Annotated in this window: 35 protein-coding genes; 2 read left to right on the forward strand and 33 right to left on the reverse strand. The window is 52.4% G+C overall.

Going from position 1 to position 20695, the window contains the following annotated elements; all coding sequences use genetic code 11:
* Positions 1 to 91 precede the first annotated feature (91 nt).
* Positions 92 to 316, reverse strand: coding sequence for a hypothetical protein (locus PKO02S_RS14385; protein WP_127583941.1), 225 nt, complete (start codon positions 314 to 316; stop codon positions 92 to 94).
* 106 nt (positions 317 to 422) lie between these two features.
* Positions 423 to 1037 carry a stage II sporulation protein M gene (locus PKO02S_RS14390; RefSeq protein WP_164821462.1) on the reverse strand — a complete coding sequence of 205 codons (615 nt, stop codon included), beginning with the start codon at positions 1035 to 1037 and terminating at the stop codon, positions 423 to 425.
* 135 nt (positions 1038 to 1172) lie between these two features.
* Between PKO02S_RS14390 and pdaB the strand changes: the two genes are divergently transcribed.
* A complete protein-coding gene (gene pdaB / locus PKO02S_RS14395; RefSeq protein ID WP_127583946.1) occupies positions 1173 to 1967 on the forward strand; it encodes a polysaccharide deacetylase family sporulation protein PdaB in 795 nt (264 codons plus the stop codon).
* A 24-nt stretch (positions 1968 to 1991) separates the two neighbouring features.
* On the opposite strand, the gene PKO02S_RS14400 is transcribed toward pdaB, so the two are convergent.
* Positions 1992 to 2720 carry a KinB-signaling pathway activation protein gene (locus tag PKO02S_RS14400; RefSeq protein WP_246067024.1) on the reverse strand — a complete coding sequence of 243 codons (729 nt, stop codon included), beginning with the start codon at positions 2718 to 2720 and terminating at the stop codon, positions 1992 to 1994.
* 61 nt (positions 2721 to 2781) lie between these two features.
* On the opposite strand from PKO02S_RS14400, the gene gerD reads away from it, so the two are divergent.
* Positions 2782 to 3459, forward strand: coding sequence for a spore germination lipoprotein GerD (gene gerD / locus PKO02S_RS14405; protein ID WP_127583948.1), 678 nt, complete (start codon positions 2782 to 2784; stop codon positions 3457 to 3459).
* Positions 3460 to 3538: 79 nt separating this feature from the next.
* Here the strand turns inward: gerD and salA are convergent, their stop codons facing one another.
* The 30 genes from salA to rplP form a co-directional block, all read right to left on the reverse strand.
* Complete coding sequence (salA, locus tag PKO02S_RS14410) at positions 3539 to 4663, reverse strand: iron-sulfur carrier protein/transcriptional regulator SalA (RefSeq protein ID WP_127583950.1); 1125 nt, start codon at positions 4661 to 4663, stop codon at positions 3539 to 3541.
* An 84-nt stretch (positions 4664 to 4747) separates the two neighbouring features.
* Positions 4748 to 5494: an N-acetylmuramoyl-L-alanine amidase CwlD gene (gene cwlD, locus PKO02S_RS14415; RefSeq protein ID WP_127583952.1), complete on the reverse strand. Its 747-nt coding sequence runs from the start codon at positions 5492 to 5494 to the stop codon at positions 4748 to 4750.
* 115 nt (positions 5495 to 5609) lie between these two features.
* Positions 5610 to 6791, reverse strand: coding sequence for a sulfate adenylyltransferase (gene sat, locus PKO02S_RS14420; protein ID WP_127583954.1), 1182 nt, complete (start codon positions 6789 to 6791; stop codon positions 5610 to 5612).
* A gap of 17 nt (positions 6792 to 6808) precedes the next feature.
* Positions 6809 to 7501 (reverse strand): phosphoadenylyl-sulfate reductase, encoded by a 693-nt coding sequence (locus PKO02S_RS14425; protein ID WP_127583956.1) that lies wholly within the window; start codon positions 7499 to 7501, stop codon positions 6809 to 6811.
* A gap of 270 nt (positions 7502 to 7771) precedes the next feature.
* On the reverse strand, positions 7772 to 8164 hold the full coding sequence (rpsI, locus tag PKO02S_RS14430) for a 30S ribosomal protein S9 (protein ID WP_127583958.1): 393 nt from the start codon (positions 8162 to 8164) through the stop codon (positions 7772 to 7774).
* Positions 8165 to 8182: 18 nt separating this feature from the next.
* Complete coding sequence (gene rplM / locus PKO02S_RS14435) at positions 8183 to 8620, reverse strand: 50S ribosomal protein L13 (RefSeq protein WP_127583960.1); 438 nt, start codon at positions 8618 to 8620, stop codon at positions 8183 to 8185.
* 163 nt (positions 8621 to 8783) lie between these two features.
* Positions 8784 to 9539 (reverse strand): tRNA pseudouridine(38-40) synthase TruA, encoded by a 756-nt coding sequence (gene truA, locus PKO02S_RS14440; RefSeq protein ID WP_127583962.1) that lies wholly within the window; start codon positions 9537 to 9539, stop codon positions 8784 to 8786.
* Positions 9540 to 9656: 117 nt separating this feature from the next.
* Positions 9657 to 10028 carry a 50S ribosomal protein L17 gene (rplQ, locus tag PKO02S_RS14445; RefSeq protein WP_127583964.1) on the reverse strand — a complete coding sequence of 124 codons (372 nt, stop codon included), beginning with the start codon at positions 10026 to 10028 and terminating at the stop codon, positions 9657 to 9659.
* A 25-nt stretch (positions 10029 to 10053) separates the two neighbouring features.
* Positions 10054 to 10998 carry a DNA-directed RNA polymerase subunit alpha gene (locus PKO02S_RS14450; protein WP_127583966.1) on the reverse strand — a complete coding sequence of 315 codons (945 nt, stop codon included), beginning with the start codon at positions 10996 to 10998 and terminating at the stop codon, positions 10054 to 10056.
* A gap of 133 nt (positions 10999 to 11131) precedes the next feature.
* Positions 11132 to 11530 (reverse strand): 30S ribosomal protein S11, encoded by a 399-nt coding sequence (rpsK, locus tag PKO02S_RS14455; protein WP_127583968.1) that lies wholly within the window; start codon positions 11528 to 11530, stop codon positions 11132 to 11134.
* Between the two features lie 18 nt (positions 11531 to 11548).
* Positions 11549 to 11917, reverse strand: a complete 369-nt coding sequence (rpsM, locus tag PKO02S_RS14460) for a 30S ribosomal protein S13 (protein WP_127583970.1) — start codon at positions 11915 to 11917, stop codon at positions 11549 to 11551.
* 17 nt (positions 11918 to 11934) lie between these two features.
* Positions 11935 to 12048, reverse strand: a complete 114-nt coding sequence (gene rpmJ / locus PKO02S_RS14465) for a 50S ribosomal protein L36 (RefSeq protein ID WP_022738894.1) — start codon at positions 12046 to 12048, stop codon at positions 11935 to 11937.
* A 94-nt stretch (positions 12049 to 12142) separates the two neighbouring features.
* On the reverse strand, positions 12143 to 12361 hold the full coding sequence (gene infA / locus PKO02S_RS14470) for a translation initiation factor IF-1 (protein ID WP_127583972.1): 219 nt from the start codon (positions 12359 to 12361) through the stop codon (positions 12143 to 12145).
* A 2-nt stretch (positions 12362 to 12363) separates the two neighbouring features.
* A complete protein-coding gene (locus tag PKO02S_RS14475) occupies positions 12364 to 12681 on the reverse strand; it encodes a KOW domain-containing RNA-binding protein (RefSeq protein WP_127583974.1) in 318 nt (105 codons plus the stop codon).
* On the reverse strand, positions 12678 to 13439 hold the full coding sequence (map, locus tag PKO02S_RS14480) for a type I methionyl aminopeptidase (RefSeq protein WP_127583976.1): 762 nt from the start codon (positions 13437 to 13439) through the stop codon (positions 12678 to 12680). The genes PKO02S_RS14475 and map overlap by 4 nt, the downstream gene beginning before the upstream one ends.
* Positions 13436 to 14089, reverse strand: coding sequence for an adenylate kinase (locus PKO02S_RS14485; protein ID WP_127583978.1), 654 nt, complete (start codon positions 14087 to 14089; stop codon positions 13436 to 13438). The genes map and PKO02S_RS14485 overlap by 4 nt, the downstream gene beginning before the upstream one ends.
* A 139-nt stretch (positions 14090 to 14228) precedes the next feature.
* Entirely contained in the window at positions 14229 to 15533 is a 1305-nt protein-coding gene (secY, locus tag PKO02S_RS14490) for a preprotein translocase subunit SecY (protein WP_127583981.1), read from the reverse strand.
* On the reverse strand, positions 15533 to 15973 hold the full coding sequence (gene rplO, locus PKO02S_RS14495) for a 50S ribosomal protein L15 (protein ID WP_127583983.1): 441 nt from the start codon (positions 15971 to 15973) through the stop codon (positions 15533 to 15535). The genes secY and rplO overlap by 1 nt, the downstream gene beginning before the upstream one ends.
* A 70-nt stretch (positions 15974 to 16043) precedes the next feature.
* Positions 16044 to 16223 (reverse strand): 50S ribosomal protein L30, encoded by a 180-nt coding sequence (gene rpmD, locus PKO02S_RS14500; protein WP_127583985.1) that lies wholly within the window; start codon positions 16221 to 16223, stop codon positions 16044 to 16046.
* A gap of 13 nt (positions 16224 to 16236) precedes the next feature.
* Entirely contained in the window at positions 16237 to 16734 is a 498-nt protein-coding gene (rpsE, locus tag PKO02S_RS14505; protein ID WP_127583987.1) for a 30S ribosomal protein S5, read from the reverse strand.
* A gap of 29 nt (positions 16735 to 16763) precedes the next feature.
* Positions 16764 to 17129 carry a 50S ribosomal protein L18 gene (rplR, locus tag PKO02S_RS14510; protein WP_127583989.1) on the reverse strand — a complete coding sequence of 122 codons (366 nt, stop codon included), beginning with the start codon at positions 17127 to 17129 and terminating at the stop codon, positions 16764 to 16766.
* A 58-nt stretch (positions 17130 to 17187) separates the two neighbouring features.
* The gene (rplF, locus tag PKO02S_RS14515; RefSeq protein ID WP_127583991.1) at positions 17188 to 17730 is read right to left on the reverse strand and encodes a 50S ribosomal protein L6; all 543 of its coding nucleotides are present in this window, start codon (positions 17728 to 17730) and stop codon (positions 17188 to 17190) included.
* 30 nt (positions 17731 to 17760) lie between these two features.
* Complete coding sequence (gene rpsH, locus PKO02S_RS14520; protein ID WP_127583993.1) at positions 17761 to 18159, reverse strand: 30S ribosomal protein S8; 399 nt, start codon at positions 18157 to 18159, stop codon at positions 17761 to 17763.
* A 31-nt stretch (positions 18160 to 18190) separates the two neighbouring features.
* Positions 18191 to 18376 (reverse strand): type Z 30S ribosomal protein S14, encoded by a 186-nt coding sequence (locus tag PKO02S_RS14525; RefSeq protein ID WP_127583995.1) that lies wholly within the window; start codon positions 18374 to 18376, stop codon positions 18191 to 18193.
* 26 nt (positions 18377 to 18402) lie between these two features.
* Positions 18403 to 18945 carry a 50S ribosomal protein L5 gene (gene rplE, locus PKO02S_RS14530; protein WP_127583998.1) on the reverse strand — a complete coding sequence of 181 codons (543 nt, stop codon included), beginning with the start codon at positions 18943 to 18945 and terminating at the stop codon, positions 18403 to 18405.
* A 31-nt stretch (positions 18946 to 18976) separates the two neighbouring features.
* Positions 18977 to 19330 (reverse strand): 50S ribosomal protein L24, encoded by a 354-nt coding sequence (gene rplX, locus PKO02S_RS14535; RefSeq protein ID WP_218033931.1) that lies wholly within the window; start codon positions 19328 to 19330, stop codon positions 18977 to 18979.
* A 48-nt stretch (positions 19331 to 19378) separates the two neighbouring features.
* Positions 19379 to 19747, reverse strand: a complete 369-nt coding sequence (rplN, locus tag PKO02S_RS14540) for a 50S ribosomal protein L14 (protein WP_127584000.1) — start codon at positions 19745 to 19747, stop codon at positions 19379 to 19381.
* 38 nt (positions 19748 to 19785) lie between these two features.
* Entirely contained in the window at positions 19786 to 20049 is a 264-nt protein-coding gene (gene rpsQ, locus PKO02S_RS14545; RefSeq protein WP_127584002.1) for a 30S ribosomal protein S17, read from the reverse strand.
* 24 nt (positions 20050 to 20073) lie between these two features.
* Positions 20074 to 20271, reverse strand: a complete 198-nt coding sequence (gene rpmC, locus PKO02S_RS14550) for a 50S ribosomal protein L29 (RefSeq protein ID WP_127584004.1) — start codon at positions 20269 to 20271, stop codon at positions 20074 to 20076.
* The gene (gene rplP / locus PKO02S_RS14555) at positions 20258 to 20695 is read right to left on the reverse strand and encodes a 50S ribosomal protein L16 (RefSeq protein WP_127584006.1); all 438 of its coding nucleotides are present in this window, start codon (positions 20693 to 20695) and stop codon (positions 20258 to 20260) included. Before rplP ends, rpmC begins: the two co-directional genes overlap by 14 nt.

A 20695-nucleotide genomic window follows, 5' to 3' on the forward strand; every position in this document is an offset into this window, starting at 1 on the left:
TTTAACTTGGCTCTCAATGGCTGTCCTGGAAGGACAAGCTTGTTTTGCGGCGAACACTAATTTAACACATCGACTCCAAGGAGTCAAGCGCTTATTTGGCCCGATCGGTGCGGCCTCTCGCGTACTTGGACAACTCCTTGGGCGACGCCAATCTCGCATACATGCGGAAGATCACTTTGTACCGGGATTCGATCGCCGTCTTCACGTCCTGATCGATCCGTGTATCCTTGAGGTCGAACAGCATCTCGTCCAACTCTTTGCGAAGCACGTAGTCGAGCTCCTTGCACTCTCTTTGATTGAACAGAAAACCGAGCATCCGGCGTTCAAGCCCCCCTTGGCCGGCAGAAATTCTATGGTTCCGACTGCCGCCTTACTGTTATGCACAGAATTTGGCATTTTTATGAATCGGGGGCTTATCTTTTTTATTGCTGCATCAGCCACGGGGTAAACGTACTTTCAATGATAGCCGCCACCAGCAAACTGCCGACAAGCAGGACGCAGAGCGCCGGAGCGATTTTCCAGAACATGCGCATCTCTTCCCGGAACAAAGTCCGTCCTCGGCTGCTGAAAGCACTCAACAACCCTTTGAACATAATCGCTCCTAGACGGATGCCGAATGCGGAAGCGACGATAATGGCCGGAATTTCGATGACACCGTGCGGCAAAATGCCTTTCAATAATAGCCCCAGCTGATCGGCCTCCGCTTGATGGAACGCCAAATACCCGATAATCATCCCATTGATCACCAGGAAGAAAATCGGCACAAACGCGAGCAGCACGCCGGAGAACACAATCAGCAAGCTTTTGAACGCATTATTAAGGAAAATGAACCCGAACAAATACAGCTGCGAATGTGGCTTATTGCTGATCGACTGAGCCAACTCGCGCAGGCCCTCAATCTGCTCCCGCAAGAAGGCGTCGAACTGCTCCGAATACGCATAGCCTAGCACTACCCCTGCGAGGAACACAAGAGCAGCGGCAATCATGTATTTCGGCGTAGCGGCCATATATCGAAACAACAAGCGAAATTGAAACATGCCTGGCCCCCCTGTCCAAATAATGAAGCATGAAGCGAATAGTACGAGCATATACATGCACTAAATCCAGTAAAACAAGCTGTAGCGCAGCACCCCAAATCTGTGCCGCAAGCGGTGAAGGAGGAAATCAGCTACGTGAACTTCTTTTATGTTATGAACGGGCGCAAAATCAAACAGGTGTTTATCATGTGCATCGCCGTCCTATTCGCAGCCGGTATTCTGTATTCGGAGAAAGGCAACATTACCGTTTTCTCGCAGGGCGAGCCCTCCGCCGTCTATAGCGTGGAAACCGAGCAGAAGGTGCTGGCGCTTACGTTCGACATCAGCTGGGGCGACAAGCGCACCGAGCCGATCCTGCAAATTCTGCAACAAAAAGGCGTCAAGAACGCAACGTTCTTCCTCTCTTCGCCTTGGAGTCAGACTCATCCGGAAATCGTGAAAAAAATCGTCGACAGCGGCTATGAAATCGGCAGCCACGGCCACAAGCACGTCAACTACAGCGGCCTGAGCGAAGAGGAAATCCGCAAGCAAATCGAGACGGCCCACACAATCCTGACCGATCTGACGGGCAAATCGCCGACTCTGATCCGGATGCCGAACGGTGACTTCGACAAACGCGTGCTGCGGGTTGCGAACGACCTGAACTACAAGGTCATTCAATGGGACACCGATTCGCTCGACTGGATGAACAAAGGGGTGGACAACATCATCAACCGCGTCGTAACCAAAGCGCACCCCGGCGACATTGTCCTGCTGCATGCCAGCGATTCCGTGAAACAGACGCACGAAGCGTTGCCGACGATTATCGATCAGTTGCGCTCCAAGGGGTATGAGTTCGTCACCGTAGGCCAGTTGCTCCAGCAGACGAACGTAACGCAGAAGGAAGCCGAGAAATCGACGATCGCTCCTCCCACTACTACGACCAAGTAGAAGGGAAACCCGTTGAAAAAAGAGCTAATTCGTTAGCTCTTTTTGCGTTGCGGCCGGTTGAGTAATTTTATGCAGCTGCATAATTTGCCATGCATTGCAAACAATCAGCGGGACCACCATAAAGATGACGTATGAGCGACCGCCTGTATCATCAAGATTAAACGCCGGTACCGCTTCGATAATCGTCACCACGGTCATGAAAAATAAGGTCGGAATGAAGGCGGAGCTATTGGTTTGCTTCATTTTCCAATAAGAAATGGCCAGCCCCACGAGAAGAAGCATAATGGGCAAAATAAGAAAGCCGAGCACCGACTTGTCTTCCCCTTCATACCCCGTATACCGCAAGTAGGCCACATCGAAGAAAGCGATGGCCACGATAAGCGCCTGCAGGATGGTCCAATAAACCATTTTGCGGCGGAAAAAGCTGATGGCGATAAAGCGCAGCGTCAAATAAGCGAAAAAGCCCATCTGGCTGAGCACGCTGATCATGCTGGCGCCGAATACCATGAACACCCACTCGTAAGCGCCCACTTCCACGCCTAGAAATACAAATGAATCGTCAAACGCCTTGATGATCGCGCCGGCAATCATGCCCGCCACCGTACCGATCAACAGCGTGGTCCAAAATAAATAACCCCATTTTCTTAACGTCAAGCCAATCCCCTCCGAACGCTCTTCCCATTGCTGGAACTTCTCCAACTCCTTCTCGATTGTACCAAGCTGTTCAGCAAAAAGCCAATCTTCTCCGAACATAATCCCCCCCTTAAGACGAATACTAAGAAAAATCGATTTTCCGAAGGGAGCCACTGGATTCATGAATGCAAAAAGCATGCGTTGGATAGCTGTTCTCCTCCTTCCTATACTCGCATCGTGCGGCGGCGGATCGTCCCAAGGCGGTTCGCAGAGCGGCGGCGGCAGCTACAAAGAAACGAAGTCGATGGTGCTCGATATCCTGAAGACGGAGGAAGGCAAAAAGGCGATTGCCGAAGCGAACCTCAGCGAACAAAACTCTTCCATGAAGCTGCTCTCGACCGATACCGGTCAACAGGTGCAGCTCGCGGTAAAGGAAATCTTGACGGCCGAGGATACGGATAAGATTGTCCGTCAGCTGATGGTTGAACCGAAGTTCGCGGGCGACTTTGCCAAAGCGATTCAGAAGCAGAATAAACAGCTCCAGAAAGATCTGATGAAGGACCCCGAGTATCAGAAGCAGATGGTGCAAATCATGAATAATCCGGAGTATGAGAAAATCGTGTTGGACGTGTTGAAAACAACGCCATATCGGCAGCAAACGGCTGCGATCATGCAGGAAACGATGCAGAGCCCGCTGTTCAAAGCGCAGATCATGGAGATGCTGCAGAAGGTCGTTAAGGAGCAGACGAATCCTCCGGAGCAGAAAAACGCCAAAGGCGGCGGTGGCAGTGGCGGTAGCGGCGAGCAAGGCGGGAAGGAAGATCAAGGCAAGGAGCAGGACAAGGGGTCGAATAAATAAAGTCGGACAAAATAAAGGACCGTCGCTTGCCTCGCCTCGAGGGTGGCAGCACGGTCCTTGTTCTTCTTCTGAGCGTGGCTTAGCTTAGCCGGTGGATCAGGTGGTCGGCCATCTCCAGATACAGCTTGCCGGTTGCGGAATCGGCTTTGTACACCGATGGCGAGAAGTCCGGCTCGGATGGATGGTTGTCCGGCGCTCCGAGCGGGATTTGACCCAGCAGTACGGTGTGCAGCTCCTCCGCCAGCTTGCCCCCGCCGCCGCGGCCGAACACATATTCCTTGTTTCCGCACTTGCCGCATTCATAGTACGCCATATTCTCGACTACGCCGAGAATTTCGTGATTCGTGTGCACGGCCATGGCCCCGGCTCTCGCCGCCACGAATGCCGCTGTCGCGTGCGGTGTAGTGACGATGATTTCCTTGCTCTGCGGGATCATCTGGTGCACGTCCAGCGCGACATCTCCAGTGCCTGGAGGGAGATCCAACAGCAAGTAATCAAGCCGGCCCCAGTTCACTTCGTTGAAAAAGTTGCGCAGCATCTTGCCTAGCATCGGTCCTCGCCAGATGATCGGGGCATTGTCCTCCACGAAGAAGCCCATGGAGATGACCTTCACGCCGAAGCGCTCGATCGGTACGATCTTCTCGTTCACGACCTCCGGCCGTTCCTCGATCCCCATCATGTCGGGGATGCTGAAGCCGTAGATGTCGGCGTCTACGATGCCGACCTTCTTGCCTTGCCGCGCCAAGGCGACGGCCAGGTTGGCGGTGACGGTGGACTTGCCCACGCCGCCCTTGCCGCTGGCAACGGCGATGAAGACGGTGCCGGATTCCGGGCTCAGGATGCCGACGGAAGGCGCAGCTTGCGGTTGCGCATGATGGGAATGCCCTGCATGCGAATGCGTGTGGCCGTGTCCTTCTCCGGCGGCGCCTTCGGTTCTTTTGGCGATTTCGCCGCGTTCGAAGTCCGAGATCGGACGCACGCGGATATGTACGTCCGCCGCTCCCGCGTTGCGAAGCGCCGCGTTCACTTGCTCTTTCAGCGCCTCGACGGCTGCTTCTTCCTGCTGGGTAGCAATCAGGCTAAGCGATACGCTGTTTTCCTTCACCATCACGTCGCGAATCAGTTGCAGCTGCACGAGCGATTGTTTATATTCCGGATCCTGCACGGCGCTAAGGATGTCTAATACTTGTTCTCTTGCTAACATGGCGACCCCCGTAGGAAAGTATAGAAATTTGGTTTCAATGTCCGTATTATACCATACGTTGGCCCCTCGCCAAATGGTGAGCCTTCACTCCCCGGTCGATGCAGCGAATTTCAGCACCCCGCGGTAGATCGACTCCGCTACTTTGCGCTGATACACATCGTCGGCCATCTGTCTCGCTTCTGCCGGGTTGGATAGAAATCCAACCTCCACCAGCGCCGTAGGGATGGTCAGTTCCTTCAGCAGATATACCGTATTCTCCGATTTCGGCTCGCGGTTCGTGTTGTTCAAGTTCCGCTTCAGCTCCTCCTGAATCGAGGTCGCCAGCTTTTTCCCCGCATCGTTACTCGGCGAATAGAATGTCTGGGCGCCCGACCACTTGGCGGACGGAATGCTGTTGAGATGGATGCTGATGAGCAGATCGGCTTTCTGGTTCTGGATCATTTCGACACGGTTCATCAAATCCTGCGTCTTCCGCTTGCTGTACCCGCGTGTGGACGAATCGGCCAAGTCCCGGTCCTCTTCCCGAGTCATGACGACGACGGCTCCGGACTGCTGCAAATAGTCCCTCAAGTATAGCGCGATCGACAAATTGACTTCTTTCTCAATGACGCCTTCCTTGCTCACCGCACCTCCATCGGGTCCGCCGTGTCCAGCATCAATCGCGATCACCTTGCCTGACAGCGGCATCGTCCAATACGTCCATGTCCGGGTGGCCGGAAGCTCGTATGTGAACAGGAACAGCATCAGCACCACCAGGGCGGCCGACATGACCAGCTTGAGCAGCCCTTGCCGGTTGATCCATACGACGATTCTTGTCCTTGGCCTTTTCATAACAAAAATCCACCCCAGTCCGCTAGATCGTTACTCCAATCTATATGGGACAGGGTGGACAAATATGCGTCCTATATGGGACATGACCGGCAAGCCGGTTCAGCTTGCTTGTGGCTTAGCCTTGCACGCCGCCTGCAACGCCTTCGGACATGCCTTCGATGAGGATTTTGGCTACTTCCGGACGAGTAAACTCAGCCGGCGGGCAGATGCCCTCGCGCAGCATGCCGCGTACTTTCGTGCCGGACAAATGCATGTGATGGTTTTTGTCATGCGGGCATGTTTTGGACGTCGCCATGTTGCCGCATTTCGTGCAGAAGAAGCTATGTTCGAAAAATAAAGGCGTGATCCCAAGCTCTTCCGGCTTGAAATTCTTGAAAATTTCTTGGGCTTCGTACGTGCCATAGTAGTCGCCTACGCCTGCATGGTCGCGGCCGACGATAAAGTGCGTGCAACCGTAGTTTTTGCGCACCATGGCGTGGAAAATCGCTTCGCGTGGTCCAGCATAGCGCATTGCCGCCGGGAACACGCCCAGGAATGTTCTCTGCTTCGGGTAATAGTTCTCGAGCAGCACCAGGTAGCTCTTCATGCGCACATCGGCGGAAATGTCATCCGACTTCGTCTCGCCCACCAGCGGGTTCAGGAACAAGGCGTCGACGATTTCCAGCGCGGTTTTCTGAATATACTCATGCGCCCGGTGCACCGGATTCCGCGTTTGGAAGCCAACTACCGTCTTCCAGCCATTCTGGACAAACCGTTTGCGTGTCTCAGCCGGATCGAAGTAGTACGCTTCGAATTTGGCCGGCTTAGGCCGGTTCAGCACTTGCACCGGTCCGCCCAAATAAAACGGGGACCGCGAGAACAGCTTTTGTACGCCCGGATGCTCTTGATCGTCGGTCTTGAACACTTGCACCGCTTCGCGGCGTTGATCGACCTTGTAGACGCTGCGGACGTCAAGGATGGCGTATACGACGCCGTCTTCGCCGGTTAGCGCTACTTGCTCACCGATCTTGAGCTGCTCGAATACAGCCTCTTCGATCGGGAGGGTAATCGGGATGCTCCAGACGGTGCCGTCGGCGAGACGCATCCGCTCCACGACCGAGTTATAGTCAGGCTCCTCCAGGAATCCTGTCAAAGGGGAGAACGCCCCGATGGCGATCAGGTCCAGGTCGGAGATGGTCCATGTATTGATTGTGATCTTACGCAGTGTCGGTGCGGCATCCAGAAGCTGCTGACGCTTCTCCCCTGCGACCAACCGATTGATCAATGCACCGCCATGCGGTTTAATCGTCTCACTCATCTTCTCTGCTGGCCTCCTTATTTGTGCAATCCGCATTCGGTCTTCTCATTGCCCGACCAACGACCGGCTCGTGGATCTTCGCCCGGCAGCACTTGGCGCGTACACTTCTCGCAGCCTATGCTCGGGTAATAGTTGTCGTGCAGCGCGTTGTACGGTACGTCGTGCTGGCGGATGTAGTTCCATACATCGTCGGTTGTCCAACTGGCCAGCGGATTGAACTTCACGAGGCCGAACTTCGTATCGTATTCGACTTTCTTAGCGTTGGCGCGTGTAGGTGCCTGATCGCGGCGAATGCCGGTAATCCATGCTTCGTATTGACCGAGAATCTCGGTGAGCGGCTCCACCTTGCGGATGTTGCAGCATCCGTTCGCATCGGACTTCCACATCTCTTCCCCATGCTTAGCCGCTTGCTCCTCCAGCGTTAGCTTGGGCAGCACTTGCGTGAAGGGTACGTTATATCGCTCCACCAGCTTGTCGCGGGTTTCATATGTCTCTTGGAAATGCAGGTTGGTGTCGAGATAGAACACAGCCGTTCCCGGGCGCGTCTTGTGCAGCATGTCGATCAGGACGACATCCTCCGCTCCGAAGCTGCAAGCGAATGTTATGTTAGGGAACGTATCGACCGCCCACGCTAGCAGCGCCTCTGGGGAATCGTGCTCGAAACGTTCTGCCGCTTCGCGGATAAGTGCTTCTTTCTCAAATAAATTCATTTGAAATAGTCCTCCTCACGTTTAATTCCGAGTATACAGGTATGCTTTATATGCTTAAGTATAAGTCATTTTGATAGAAAGTCAATCCTATCCTTATATTTATTTCGAACCCTTCCCTAGTGTATGGGCATTTGCGCGGTGCGGTGAATATGCCTTGGTGTGTATTTCATCTATGCCAAAATCCCCTTTTCATCTGTTCGATAAAAAGGGGATAAGAAAAGCCACCGATTGAAAACCGGTGGCTTCGAGCTTGCATATAACAATCCAATCTTAACGCTTGGAGAACTGAGGCGCACGACGGGCAGCCTTCAGGCCGTATTTCTTCCGTTCCTTCATCCGCGGGTCGCGTGTCAGGAAGCCGGCTCTCTTGAGCGGCGGACGGAATTCCGGGTCAACCTTCAGCAGCGCACGGGAGATCCCGTGGCGGATGGCGCCGGCTTGTCCAGTAGTGCCTCCACCGTTAGCAATGACGAGAACGTCGTACTTGCCCAGTGTTTCCGTCAGGTTCAACGGTTGTTTCACGATCAGCTTCAAGGTTTCCAGTCCGAAGTATTCGTCCAGGTTGCGGTCATTAATCACGATCCGGCCTTCGCCTGGTACAAGGCGAACACGTGCAACGGAGTGCTTACGACGGCCGGTTCCGTAGTATTGAACTTGTGCCATGAATCGGTCCTCCCTCTATTATCCGCGAAGTTCCCAAACCTGCGGTTGTTGTGCTGCATGTGGATGCTCAGAACCGGCATACACGTTCAGTTTCGTTCTCAATTGATCGCCGAGTCGATTCTTCGGCAGCATGCCGTAGATCGCCAGCTCAAGCATCCGATCCGGACGCTTGTCGAGCATTTCTTGAGCGGAAGTCACTTTCAGACCGCCTGGGTGCTGGGAGTGACGGTAGTACATTTTCTTCTGCAGCTTCTTGCCGGTCAGAACGATCTTCTCGGCGTTGATTACGACTACGAAATCTCCAGCATCAACATGCGGAGTGAATTCCGGCTTGTGCTTGCCGCGCAAAATCGATGCCACTTCGCTAGCCAGACGTCCGAGCGTTTGGCCGGCTGCATCGACAACATACCATTTGCGTTCTACTTGCTGTGGCTTCGCCATATATGTGGTACGCATTCGCATGATCCTCCTAAATTTAATCCTACCAAGCTATTCATAAAAAACGTCGTCATGTTCATCGTGTTGGTTGGCTTTTTGGAATCAAAACTCGGGGCAGTGGGTGTGCCAGTTTTGAAAAGCCAACTTATATATTACATGAAATCCAGATCGGAAGCAAGGATTATTTCTGCGCTTGGGCGTAGAACACTTCCCATAGCATCAGTCCGTGCGACATGGCCGTCGGGCCGGCTTGGCTCCGATCTCGAGCCTCCAAGATCCGACGCATGTCCTCGCTGCTGCGCTTCCCTTCGCCGATCTGAATCAACGTTCCAACCAGGATCCGTACCATGTGCTGCAGGAAGCCGTTGCCCGTAAAATACAGTTGCAGCCGAGCCTCCTGCTCGTTGTATTCTAAGTACGCCTCATAGAGGATGCGTACGTGAGAAGGCTTCGTCGATTTGGTCGAACAGAACGAGGTGAAGTCATGCTCCCCGATCAAACACTCCATCGCCTTCGCCATAGCCTCCCTATTCAGGGGAGTCGGATGATGGAACTGCAGGTGTCGGTTGAACACATCGTGGTATCGACCGCAGTCTATGGTGTATCGATAGGTTTTGCGTTTCGCGGAACGGCGTGCATGAAAGCTGAGCGGCACTTCTTCCGCTTCCTGAACGACGATGTCGTCCGGCAGCCTGGAGTTCAGAGCCAACGCCCAACGGTGAATCGGGATTTGCGATTCTGTCCGGAAATTGATGGCGTGACAGCGGGCATGAACGCCCGCATCGGTTCGGCCGGTCGATATGATCGACACTGCCTCCCCGGTCAACAACTTCACGGCCTTCTCCAGCTCATCCTGGATCGTGTTGCCCCCCGGCTGAGACTGGAAACCAAAGTAACGCGTACCTTCATAGCTGATCACCATGCGTATGTTTCTCATAGAACTATCGACTCCCACCAAACACTCGCCGGAAGCAGCTCTCCCGGTTTTGCCCTAACAAAAAAAGGGCTTCATCAGAATCAGCAGATTCTGTCCACCCTTTCCCATCCGATCGAATTAAGCGCGGTCCACCAGTTCCAGGTACACCATTGGAGCCGAATCTCCACGGCGAGGTCCCAGCTTCAGGATCCGCGTGTAACCGCCCGAACGCTCGGAGTACCGAGTCGCCAATTCCGAGAACAGCTTCTGGATAGCATCTTGCTCGGAGCCTTCCAGTTGCTCGCGACGAACGAAAGCAGCGGCTTGACGACGAGCATGCAGATCTCCACGCTTAGCGAGCGTAATCAGCTTCTCGGCGATGCCGCGGATTTCCTTTGCCTTCGCTTCTGTAGTCTGAATACGTTCATATAAGAAAAGATCAGTTACCAGGTCACGGAACAATGCTTTACGCGCGCTGGAGTCACGACCTAACTTTTGATAAATGGCCATGTCTTTCCCCTCCTTCTTGTGTTAATTATTCTTCTGTCCGCAGGCCCAGACCCAGTTCTTCGAGCTTTTCTTGCACTTCCTCCAAGGATTTGCGGCCCAAGTTCCGAACCTTCATCATATCCTCTTCGGTCTTCGTAATCAGCTCTTGAACGGTGTTAATGCCTGCACGCTTCAAGCAGTTGTAGGAACGTACGGAAAGATCCAGCTCCTCGATCGTCATCTCGAGTACTTTCTCTTTTTTGTCTTCCTCTTTCTCCACCATGATTTCGGCGTCCTTGGCTTCATCCGTCAATCCCACGAACAGCATCAGATGCTCCGTCAGGATTTTGGCGCCTAGGCTGACCGCCTCTTCAGGTCGGATACTTCCATCGGTCCACACTTCGAGGGTTAGTTTGTCGTAGTTCGTGACTTGACCGACACGGGTGTTCTCAACGCTGTAGTTCACGCGAGTGATTGGAGTGTAGATGGAATCTACCGGAATCACACCGATCGGCTGATCTTCCCTCTTATTCTTATCGGCCTGCACATAGCCTCTGCCGCGGTTTGCATGAATGCGCATATGCAATCTAGCATCCGCAGCCAAGGTGGCGATATGCAAATCCGGATTCAGAATCTCAACATCACTATCGGCGCGAATATCTCCCGCTACGACGTTGCCTCCGCCTTCGGCATCGATTTCAAGCACCTTTTCCTCGTCGGAATGAATCTTTAATGAGAGTCCCTTGAGATTGATGATGACTTCCGTCACATCCTCCATCACTCCGGGGATCGTCGAGAACTCATGAAGCACTCCGTCGATTTGAACGGAATTAACCGCTGCACCCGGCAAGGACGAGAGCAGGATGCGGCGCAAGGAGTTGCCCAACGTTGTACCGTAGCCACGCTCCAACGGCTCTATAATAAACTTCCCATAGGTTCCGTCTTCGTTCAGCTGTACGGTTTCAATTTTTGGCTTTTCGATTTCGATCATGAACTTAACCCTCCTTGAAAAACGTCGTTTCCCTCTGGATATCTGAACACGCAAAAAGTTATAGTATGCCTATCGTTCACATTCATTATTCACATGTTTGGGATATTTATACTATACTTGCTTTTCAATCCGATTAGACACGACGACGTTTCGGTGGACGGCATCCGTTGTGTGGAATTGGCGTTACGTCTTTGATCAGGTTGACTTCGAGACCTGCAGCCTGCAGCGAGCGGATAGCCGCCTCGCGGCCTGCGCCAGGACCTTTAACCATGACTTCAACGCTTTTCATGCCATGTTCCATTGCAGCTTTAGCAGCCGATTCAGCAGCCATTTGCGCAGCAAACGGAGTGCTTTTACGGGAGCCTTTAAAGCCCAAGTTACCGGAGCTAGCCCAAGAAATCGCGTTACCGTGAGGATCGGTGATCGTCACGATGGTGTTGTTGAACGTGGAACGGATATGAGCCACGCCGGAATCAATGTTTTTACGGTCACGACGTTTCGTGCGAACAGCCGCTTTTTTCGGTTTAGCCATGAGAGTTATCCCCCCTTATTATTTTTTCTTATTAGCCACGGTACGACGAGGACCTTTACGCGTACGCGCATTTGTTTTGGTACGTTGACCACGAACCGGCAATCCGCGACGATGGCGGATACCGCGGTAGCAGCCGATTTCTACAAGGCGTTTGATGTTCAGAGCGATTTCACGACGAAGATCGCCTTCCACCTTCACGTTCTTGTCGATCGCTTCACGCAGCTTGCTTACTTCATCTTCCGTCAGATCGCGAACGCGAGTCGCAGCAGAGATGTCAGTAGCCGCCAGAATGTTCTGCGAAGTGGTTTTGCCAATGCCGAAAATATACGTCAGAGCGATTTCTACGCGCTTATCGCGTGGCAAGTCTACACCAGCTATACGAGCCATTGAATGGATGCACCTCCTTATCCTTGTTTTTGCTTATGCTTCGGATTTTCGCAAATAACCATTACCGCGCCTTTGCGACGAATGACTTTGCATTTTTCACAGATCGGTTTGACCGATGGTCTTACCTTCATGGTTTATTACCTCCTAATTCACCCCAAAAAGTGATGTTGCATCTCGGAGCTATCCGACTTATCTTTTCGGGGGCCCCGTTTTACCGACTACTGCTTATTTGAAACGGTAAGTAATCCGCCCTCTGGTCAAATCGTAAGGAGACAACTCCACCGTAACTTTATCACCTGGCAGGATCCGGATGAAGTGCATCCGAATTTTACCCGATACATGCGCCAATACTTTGTGCCCGTTCTCGAGCTCCACCTTGAACATTGCGTTCGGAAGCGGTTCGATTACGGTGCCCTCCACTTCAATTACATCTTCTTTAGCCACCGTCATTCTCCTTTCTGCTGTGCGTCCGATTGCCCAGCTTCAACATACTTGCTCAATGCATAACGAAGCTTTCCGTTTGTTACACGACCGGTTTCGTTCAAGCTGTCAGCAACCTCGCCGCTGATCGTATCCAGCAGTTGGAGGTGAAGGATATTTTTTTTCTTCGGTTGGTCGAATTTGCGTTTGTCTCCGTCTGCAATCCATACGAACCGGCTATCATCCAAGCGAACCACTACGGCATATTGGTCCTGCTCCCGGCCTCGCAACACTTTCACGAGTTGACCGAGCGCGGGATGCTGGGCGGCTCCAGACTTGGTCATAGTCCGTTCCCCTCACATCGGGTTAGTATCTCATACCCTTCGGCAGTGATGGCGATCGTGTGCTCGAAGTGCGCGCACAAGGATCCGTCCAGTGTGACCACGGTCCAGTCATCCTGCAGCGTCTTCACATATCGCTCGCCTACATTCACCATCGGCTCGATCGCAAGCACCATGCCCGGCTTCAGCCGCGGTCCGCGATCCGGCAGCCCGTAATTCGGAATTTGCGGTTCTTCATGCAAGTTTTGACCGATTCCATGCCCGACATACTCGCGAACGATGGAAAAGCCCTCATCTTCGACAACCTTTTGAATCGCATGCGAAATGGTGAACAACCGGGCGTCGGTTTTGGCTTTCGCCAACCCTTCGTAGAGCGACCGTTCCGTCACTTCCAGCAGCCTGCGGGCTGAGTCCGAAACTTGGCCGACCGGATACGTCCAGGCGGAATCGCCGTGGTATCCCCGGAACTTAGCACCGATATCGATGCTGATAATATCTCCTTCGAGCAGCTTCCTGTCCCCGGGGATGCCGTGAACGAGCTCTTCGTTAACAGAAGCGCAGATGCTACCAGGAAAACCGTTATAGCCTTTGAAAGACGGAATGGCGTGTTGACTGCGAATATAGTCTTCGGCGATTTGATCGAGTTCCTTGGTTGTTACGCCTGGTTTGACGGCTTGAGCCATCAGTCGGTGCGTCTCCGCCACGATTCTGCCGGCTTCCCGCATCAGGCTCAGTTCGGCCTCGGACTTGCAAATGATCATTCCGCTTGACCTCGCAGCAGAGAAGAGATGTCGGATGTGACCAGGTCAATATCCTGTTCCCCGTTCACTTCACGCAGCAGCCCTTTGCTCGAGTAGTACTCCAACAGAGGGGCCGTCTTCTTGCTGTACTCGTCGAGACGAGTGCCCACCTTCTCCTCGGTATCGTCCGAACGCTGGTACAAGTCGCCGGAGCACTTGTCGCATACGTTCTCGACCTTCGGAGGGTTGAACATGACATGATACGTAGCTCCGCAAGATTTGCAGATGCGGCGGCCGGTCAATCGGCCGAGCAGCAAATCCCGATCGACCGTCAAGTTGATCACGTGGTTAATTTGCTTCCCCATCGAGGATAGCATGTCATCCAACGCTTCCGCTTGCGAGATCGTTCTCGGGAAGCCATCGAGCAAGAAGCCTTTTTGGCAATCCGGGTGTTGCAGTCTTTCTTTGACGATGCCGTTCGTAATCTCATCCGGTACGAGCAGCCCTTGGTCGACGAAGCTCTTCGCTTGTACGCCCATTTCCGTACCTTGACTCATCGCCAGACGAAACGCGTCGCCTGTCGAGATGTGAGGAATGCCGAACTGCTCGACAATCCGTTCCGCTTGTGTACCTTTACCAGCCCCGGGAGGACCCATAAAAAGAATGTTCACAGTACGCCTCTTCCCCGAGAAGCATGCCTCATCCATACTTCTCTGCATGCTGTATGCATAGAACGATGGTAGACCAACAGGCGATAGGAACCGACGGCTTAAGTGAGGCGACCATCAGCACCTAGCTCCGACTGCTGTGTTATTTATTAATGAACCCTTTGTAATGACGCTTGATCAGTTGGCTCTCGATTTGCTTCATGGTCTCCAGCGCAACCCCGATCACGATCAGCAAGGACGTGCCCCCGATCGTAACGGTTTGCGGCAACCCTGCCGCCTTACTGAAGAATACGGGCAAGATCGAGATGGCAGCCAGGAAGATCGCGCCCGACAGCGTGATGCGCGTCATGACTCTAGTCAAGTACGAAGACGTCATCTTACCCGGACGAATGCCTGGAATATAGCCGCCGTTCTTCTTCATCTGATCGGCCATCTGCACCGGATTGATCTGAACGAACGTGTAGAAATAAGTGAAACCGATGATCATCAGCACGTACAAGACCATCCCGAAAGCAGCGGTATAGGTCAAGTTGTTAATGATCCAGTCCGCTACGACATTCCCGCGCCAGAACTGAGCGATCGTCGGTGGGAACACCAAGAGCGAAAGCGCGAAAATAACCGGAATAACGCCCGCAGCGTTCACTTTAAGCGGGATGTGCGTCGACTGACCGCCGTACATTTTGCGACCGACTACACGCTTCGCATACTGAACTGGAATCTTCCGAACCCCTTGTTGCACGAAGATGACTCCGGCAATAATGGCCAGAACGACGATGAGAATGATCACAACCTTCAAGATGTTCAAGAACAGCGCACCTTCCGCTTCCGCAAACAACCGCAAGTAAATCTGGTTGATGCCGTTCGGGATGGCCGCGACGATACCGGCAAAGATAATCACCGATATTCCGTTGCCAATGCCGTGCTCTGTAATTTGCTCGCCTAACCACATCAAGAAAGCCGTTCCCGCCGTCAATACGATCGCAATCAGTACGTAAGTCGTCACGCCGGGATCGATAACGAGTTGTAAACTGTAAAGTCGGTTAAAGCCGAAAGCCAACCCGAACCCTTGGATCACGCCAAGAACGATCGTGCCGTAACGAGTAATCTGGGCCAGCTTCTTACGTCCAACTTCGCCTTCCTTCGCCCACTGCGTAAACCGAGGAATCACGTCCATCGACAACAATTGTACGATGATCGATGCAGTGATGTACGGCATAATCCCCATAGCGAAAATCGAGAAATTGAACAACGCGCCACCGGAGAAGGTGTTAAGCAAGTTGAACACGCCGCCGCTATTGCTTTGATCGATGCTGGTTAAAACGTCATTATCGATATTGGGCACGGGGATAAAAGCGCCGATCCGGTAAACGATCAAGACCAGAAGCGTAAATATAATTCTTCGTCTCAGATCGTTTACTTTCATGATGTTGGACAATGTCTTAAACATTAAATCACCTCGGTTTTACCGCCGGCAGCTTGAATCTTGTCTACCGCAGATTGAGAGAACTTGTTCGCCTTCACTGTCAGTTGTACAGTAAGCTCGCCATTTCCTAAAACTTTGATGCCGTCTTTAGGATTTTTCACAAGTCCGGACTCAACGAGGAATTCCGGAGTGACTTCAGTTCCCGCTGCGAATTGATTCAGTTCTGTAACATTAACCAAAGCGTACTCGACGCGATTCCGATTAGTAAAGCCACGCTTCGGCAAGCGACGATACAAAGGGTTTTGACCACCCTCGAAGCCTGGACGCACACCGCCGCCGGAGCGAGCGTTTTGCCCTTTATGACCGCGACCGGAAGTTTTCCCGTTACCGCTCCCGATTCCACGACCCACACGATTGCGGGTCTTCTTGGAACCTGGTGCAGGAGTCAGCTCATGTAACTTCATCGATTGCACCTCCTTAATTGATATTCATTGCCGTATTGCTATGTCGATTCGCTCGTTCGAGGCTGATCGATTATACTTCCTTCACTTCAACGAGATGGCTCACTTGGTTGACCATACCGCGGATCGCGGGACTGTCATTGTGAACTACGGTTTGATGCAGCTTGCGCAAACCAAGCGTTCTTACCGTTACCCGTTGCGTTTCCGGACGACCGATCAGACTGCGCTTGAGGGTGATTTGCAATTGAGACATAGTCTTTGCCCTCCTAACCTAAAAGCTCTTGAACGGTTTTGCCGCGAAGTTTCGCAACCTCTTCCGCTTTTTTCAAACGTTGCAATCCTTCCAAAGTCGCGTTCACCATGTTCATGGAGTTGGAGGATCCGAGCGATTTCGTCAAGATATCGCCTACTCCCGCCAGTTCCAGAACCGCACGAACAGGACCGCCGGCGATTACGCCGGTACCCTTGGAAGCCGGTTTCAACAGAACGCGTCCAGCGCCGAATTGGCCCGTTACCAGATGGGGAATCGTTGTTCCTACGATCGGTACATGCACCAGATTCTTCTTCGCATCTTCGACGCCTTTGCGGATGGCGTCCGGTACTTCAGCCGCTTTGCCGATACCAGCGCCAACCCAGCCGTTGCCGTCGCCGACAACAACCAATGCGCTGAAGCTAAAACGACGACCACCTTTAACTACTTTCGCAACGCGGTTGATGTTGACAACTTTCTCTGTCAGCTCTAACGTATTGGGATCTACACGCAAGTCGTTTACCTCCTTATTGAGAAATTTCCTTAGAATTCAAGTCCGCCTTCACGAGCCGCATCGGCCAAAGCCTGAATACGCCCATGATACAGATATCCGCCACGATCGAAAACCACTCTGTCGATGCCGGCCGCTTTCGCACGTTTCGCCACGAGGGCGCCTACTTGCACAGCTGCGTCGACATTGCCGCCGTTCGCCACTTCGCCCAGTTCCTTGTCCACTGTGGACGCGGATACCAGTGTTACACCTTGAATATCGTCAATGATTTGAGCGTAGATGTGCTTGGAGGAACGGAAAACATTCAACCGCGGACGTTGCGTTGTCCCTTTGATTGTTTTACGAACACGCAAGTGTCTCTTCTGACGGGCTTTATTCTTATCACCTTTAGTAATCATCGGTTGTTCACTCCTTCCTTAGGCCAAGAAACGCTGTCGGTTTCTTAGGGGATGTTCCTTACTTCTTCTTACCGGCTTTACCTTCTTTGCGAAGGATGCGCTCGCCTTCGTACTTGATCCCTTTGCCTTTGTAAGGCTCAGGCTCACGAACCGCGCGGATTTTGGCAGCCGTTGCGCCAACGAGCTCTTTGTCGATCCCCTTCACGATAATCTTCGTGTTGGTTGGCACTTCGAACTCGATGCCATTCTCAGGCAAGATCTCAACCGGGTGGGAGTAACCAACGTTCAGAACCAGCTTATCGCCGGTTTTGTTCGCGCGGTAACCGACGCCAACCAGGTCCAGGTTCTTCACGAAACCAGCCGTTACGCCGCTCACCATGTTGTTGATGATGCTTCGGGTCGTACCGTGCAGGGAGCGGTGAAGCTTATTGTCGGATGGACGCTCAACATTCAGGTCCGTTCCTTCAATAACAATTTTCATGTCTTTATGCAATTCGCGGCTAAGCGTACCTTTCGGTCCTTTAACCGTAATGTGTGTATTTTCGAGCTTTACGTCGACGCCGCTCGGAATTGTAATGGTTTTACGACCAATACGGGACATTGTTGCACCTCCATTCTTACAGGCTGTAGATTACCAAACGTAGCAGACAACTTCGCCGCCAGACTTAGTTTGACGGGCATCCTTGTCTGTCATAACACCTTTCGAAGTCGAAATAATCGCGATTCCCAGTCCACCGAGGACTTTAGGAATTTCCAAGCTCTTCGTGTAAACGCGAAGACCTGGTTTGCTGATGCGTTTCAACCCCGTGATGACGCGCTCGTTGTTCGGGCCGTATTTCAAGAAAATACGGATAATCCCTTGCTTGCTGTCATCTACATATTCAGCGTCACGGATGAAGCCCTCTTTCTTCAAGATTTCCGCAATTTCCTTCTTGATCTTGGAAGCGGGAACTTCAACAGTTTCGTGACGAACGATATTAGCGTTGCGAATGCGAGTAAGCATATCTGCAATCGGATCTGACATTACCATTTAAGCGAACCTCCTTCCCGAAGTAGGGTTATTACCAACTTGCCTTCTTCACGCCGGGAATCTGACCTTTGTAAGCCAGTTCACGGAAACAAATTCTGCAAATCTTGAATTTGCGCAACACGGAATGCGGACGACCGCAACGCTCGCAACGAGTATAGGCTTGGACCTTGAACTTCGGCGCGCGCTGTTGCTTGACGATCATCGATGTTTTTGCCACTGAACGTTACACCTCCGGTTTCCTTCTTATTTCACGAACGGCATGCCGAGCTGTGTCAGAAGCTCACGGGATTCTTCATCCGAGCGGGCTGTCGTAACAATGACGATGTCCATACCGCGTACTTTGTCGACCTTGTCGTACTCGATTTCAGGGAAGATCAACTGTTCTTTCAGACCGAGCGTGTAGTTGCCGCGACCGTCGAACGCTTTGTTCGAGATCCCGCGGAAGTCACGCACGCGAGGCAATGCCACGTTGAACAGCTTATCCAGGAAGTAGTACATGCGCTCGCCGCGAAGCGTTACCTTCACGCCGATCGGCATGTTCTCGCGAAGCTTGAAGCCTGCGATGGACTTCTTGGCGCGCGTTACAACCGGCTTTTGACCTGCGATGATCTGCATGTCTTGTACCGCCGTGTCGATGACCTTGGAGTTCCCTACCGCGTCACCTACACCCATGTTGATGACCACTTTCTCAATCTTCGGCACTTGCATAACCGATGTATAGTTAAACTTCTGCATCAGCGCAGGAGTCACTTCGTTCAAGAAACGATCCTTCATTCTTGCTGCCATCTTACTTGGACCTCCTTTCCATACGATTCAATTAATCGATCACTTCACCGGATTTTTTGGCTACGCGAACTTTTTTACCGTTCTCCAGCACTTTGTAACCAATACGAGTCGGCAGGCCGCTCTTCGGATCCAGCAGCATCACGTTGGACACGTGAATCGGAGCCTCTTGAGACAGGATGCCGCCTTGCGGATTTTGCTGAGTAGGCTTCTGGTGCTTCTTCACCAGGTTGACGCCTTCAACCAACACGCGGTTTTGACGAGGGTAAGCAGCGATGATGCGGCCTTTTTTCCCTTTGTCCTTGCCTGTGATGACCATGACGGTATCTTCTTTCTTCACATGCAGCTTGTTGTTGTGCGATTCCAGTCTTTTCTTCAATCTTGGCATTTTCCGTTACACCTCACTTTGCGGGACCGCTACGGGCAAGTCCTAGGGTTAGATAACTTCCGGTGCGAGCGATACAATCTTCATGAAGTCTTTATCGCGAAGCTCACGAGCGACTGGGCCGAAAATCCGGGTGCCGCGCGGGCTCTTGTCGTCTTTCACGATTACCGCTGCATTCTCGTCGAAACGGATGTAGGAACCGTCTTTGCGGCGCGTAGAGCGCTTAGTCCGGACGATAACGGCTTTAACTACATCGCCTTTCTTGACAACGCCACCAGGTGTTGCTTCTTTCACGGAGCAGATAATCAAGTCGCCGATTGCGCCGACGCGACGTCCGGTACCACCGAGAACGCGAATGCACATCAATTGCTTAGCGCCGGAATTGTCGGCCGAAGTCAATCGTGTAAATGGTTGAATCATGGGGATGCCCTCCTTTCGAGATATGTGCCGTTAAGCAGTTAGATAATGACAGCCTTCTCGACGATTTCAACCAATCTCCAATTTTTGTCTTTGGAAAGTGGGCGGGTTTCCATGATCTTCACGACATCGCCGATTTGTGCTTCATTGTTCTCGTCATGTGCTTTGAATTTCTTAGTGTATTTAATGCGCTTATGGTACAGGTCATGCTTCTTGTAAGTCTCAACCGCTACAACGATGGTTTTGTCCATCTTGTCGCTGACGACTTTGCCGACCTGAACTTTACGTTCATTGCGCTGTTCCATAGCGTGCCCTCCTCTCTAGGTTCTTTAGCTGATCCCGAGTTCTCTTTCACGAATAATCGTCTTCGCGCGCGCGATTTCCTTACGCAGCTCGCGAAGCCGGACCGGATTGTCCAGTTGACCGGTAGCCAGTTGAAAACGGAGGTTGAAGAGTTCTTCCTTAAATCCGGAAATTTTGTGCTCTAGCTCAGCAGTGGTTAAGTTGCGAAATTCAGTTGCTTTCATTTGCTTCACCACCCACTTCTTCTCGTTTCACGAACTTCGTCTTGATTGGGAGCTTGTGAGAAGCGAGACGCATAGCTTCACGTGCGATTTCTTCGGTCACCCCGGCCAATTCGAACATGATCTTGCCCGGCTTCACAACCGCTACCCACTTCTCAACGTTACCTTTACCGCTACCCATCCGTACCTCAAGCGGCTTTTGCGTAATCGGCTTGGAAGGGAAAATTTTAATCCATACTTTACCGCCCCGCTTGATGTAACGGGTCATCGCAATACGAGCCGCTTCGATCTGACGGTTCGTCACCCATGCCGGCTCCAAAGCTTGCAGACCGTATTCGCCGAAGGCGATTTCCGCTCCACCCTTTGTATTACCAGTCATGGTGCCGCGATGTTCTTTGCGGTGTTTCACGCGTTTAGGCATCAACAT

Origin of the sequence: Paenibacillus koleovorans NBRC 103111 (assembly GCF_004000845.1) — a bacterium.
Lineage (GTDB): Bacteria > Bacillota > Bacilli > Paenibacillales > NBRC-103111 > Paenibacillus_AA > Paenibacillus_AA koleovorans.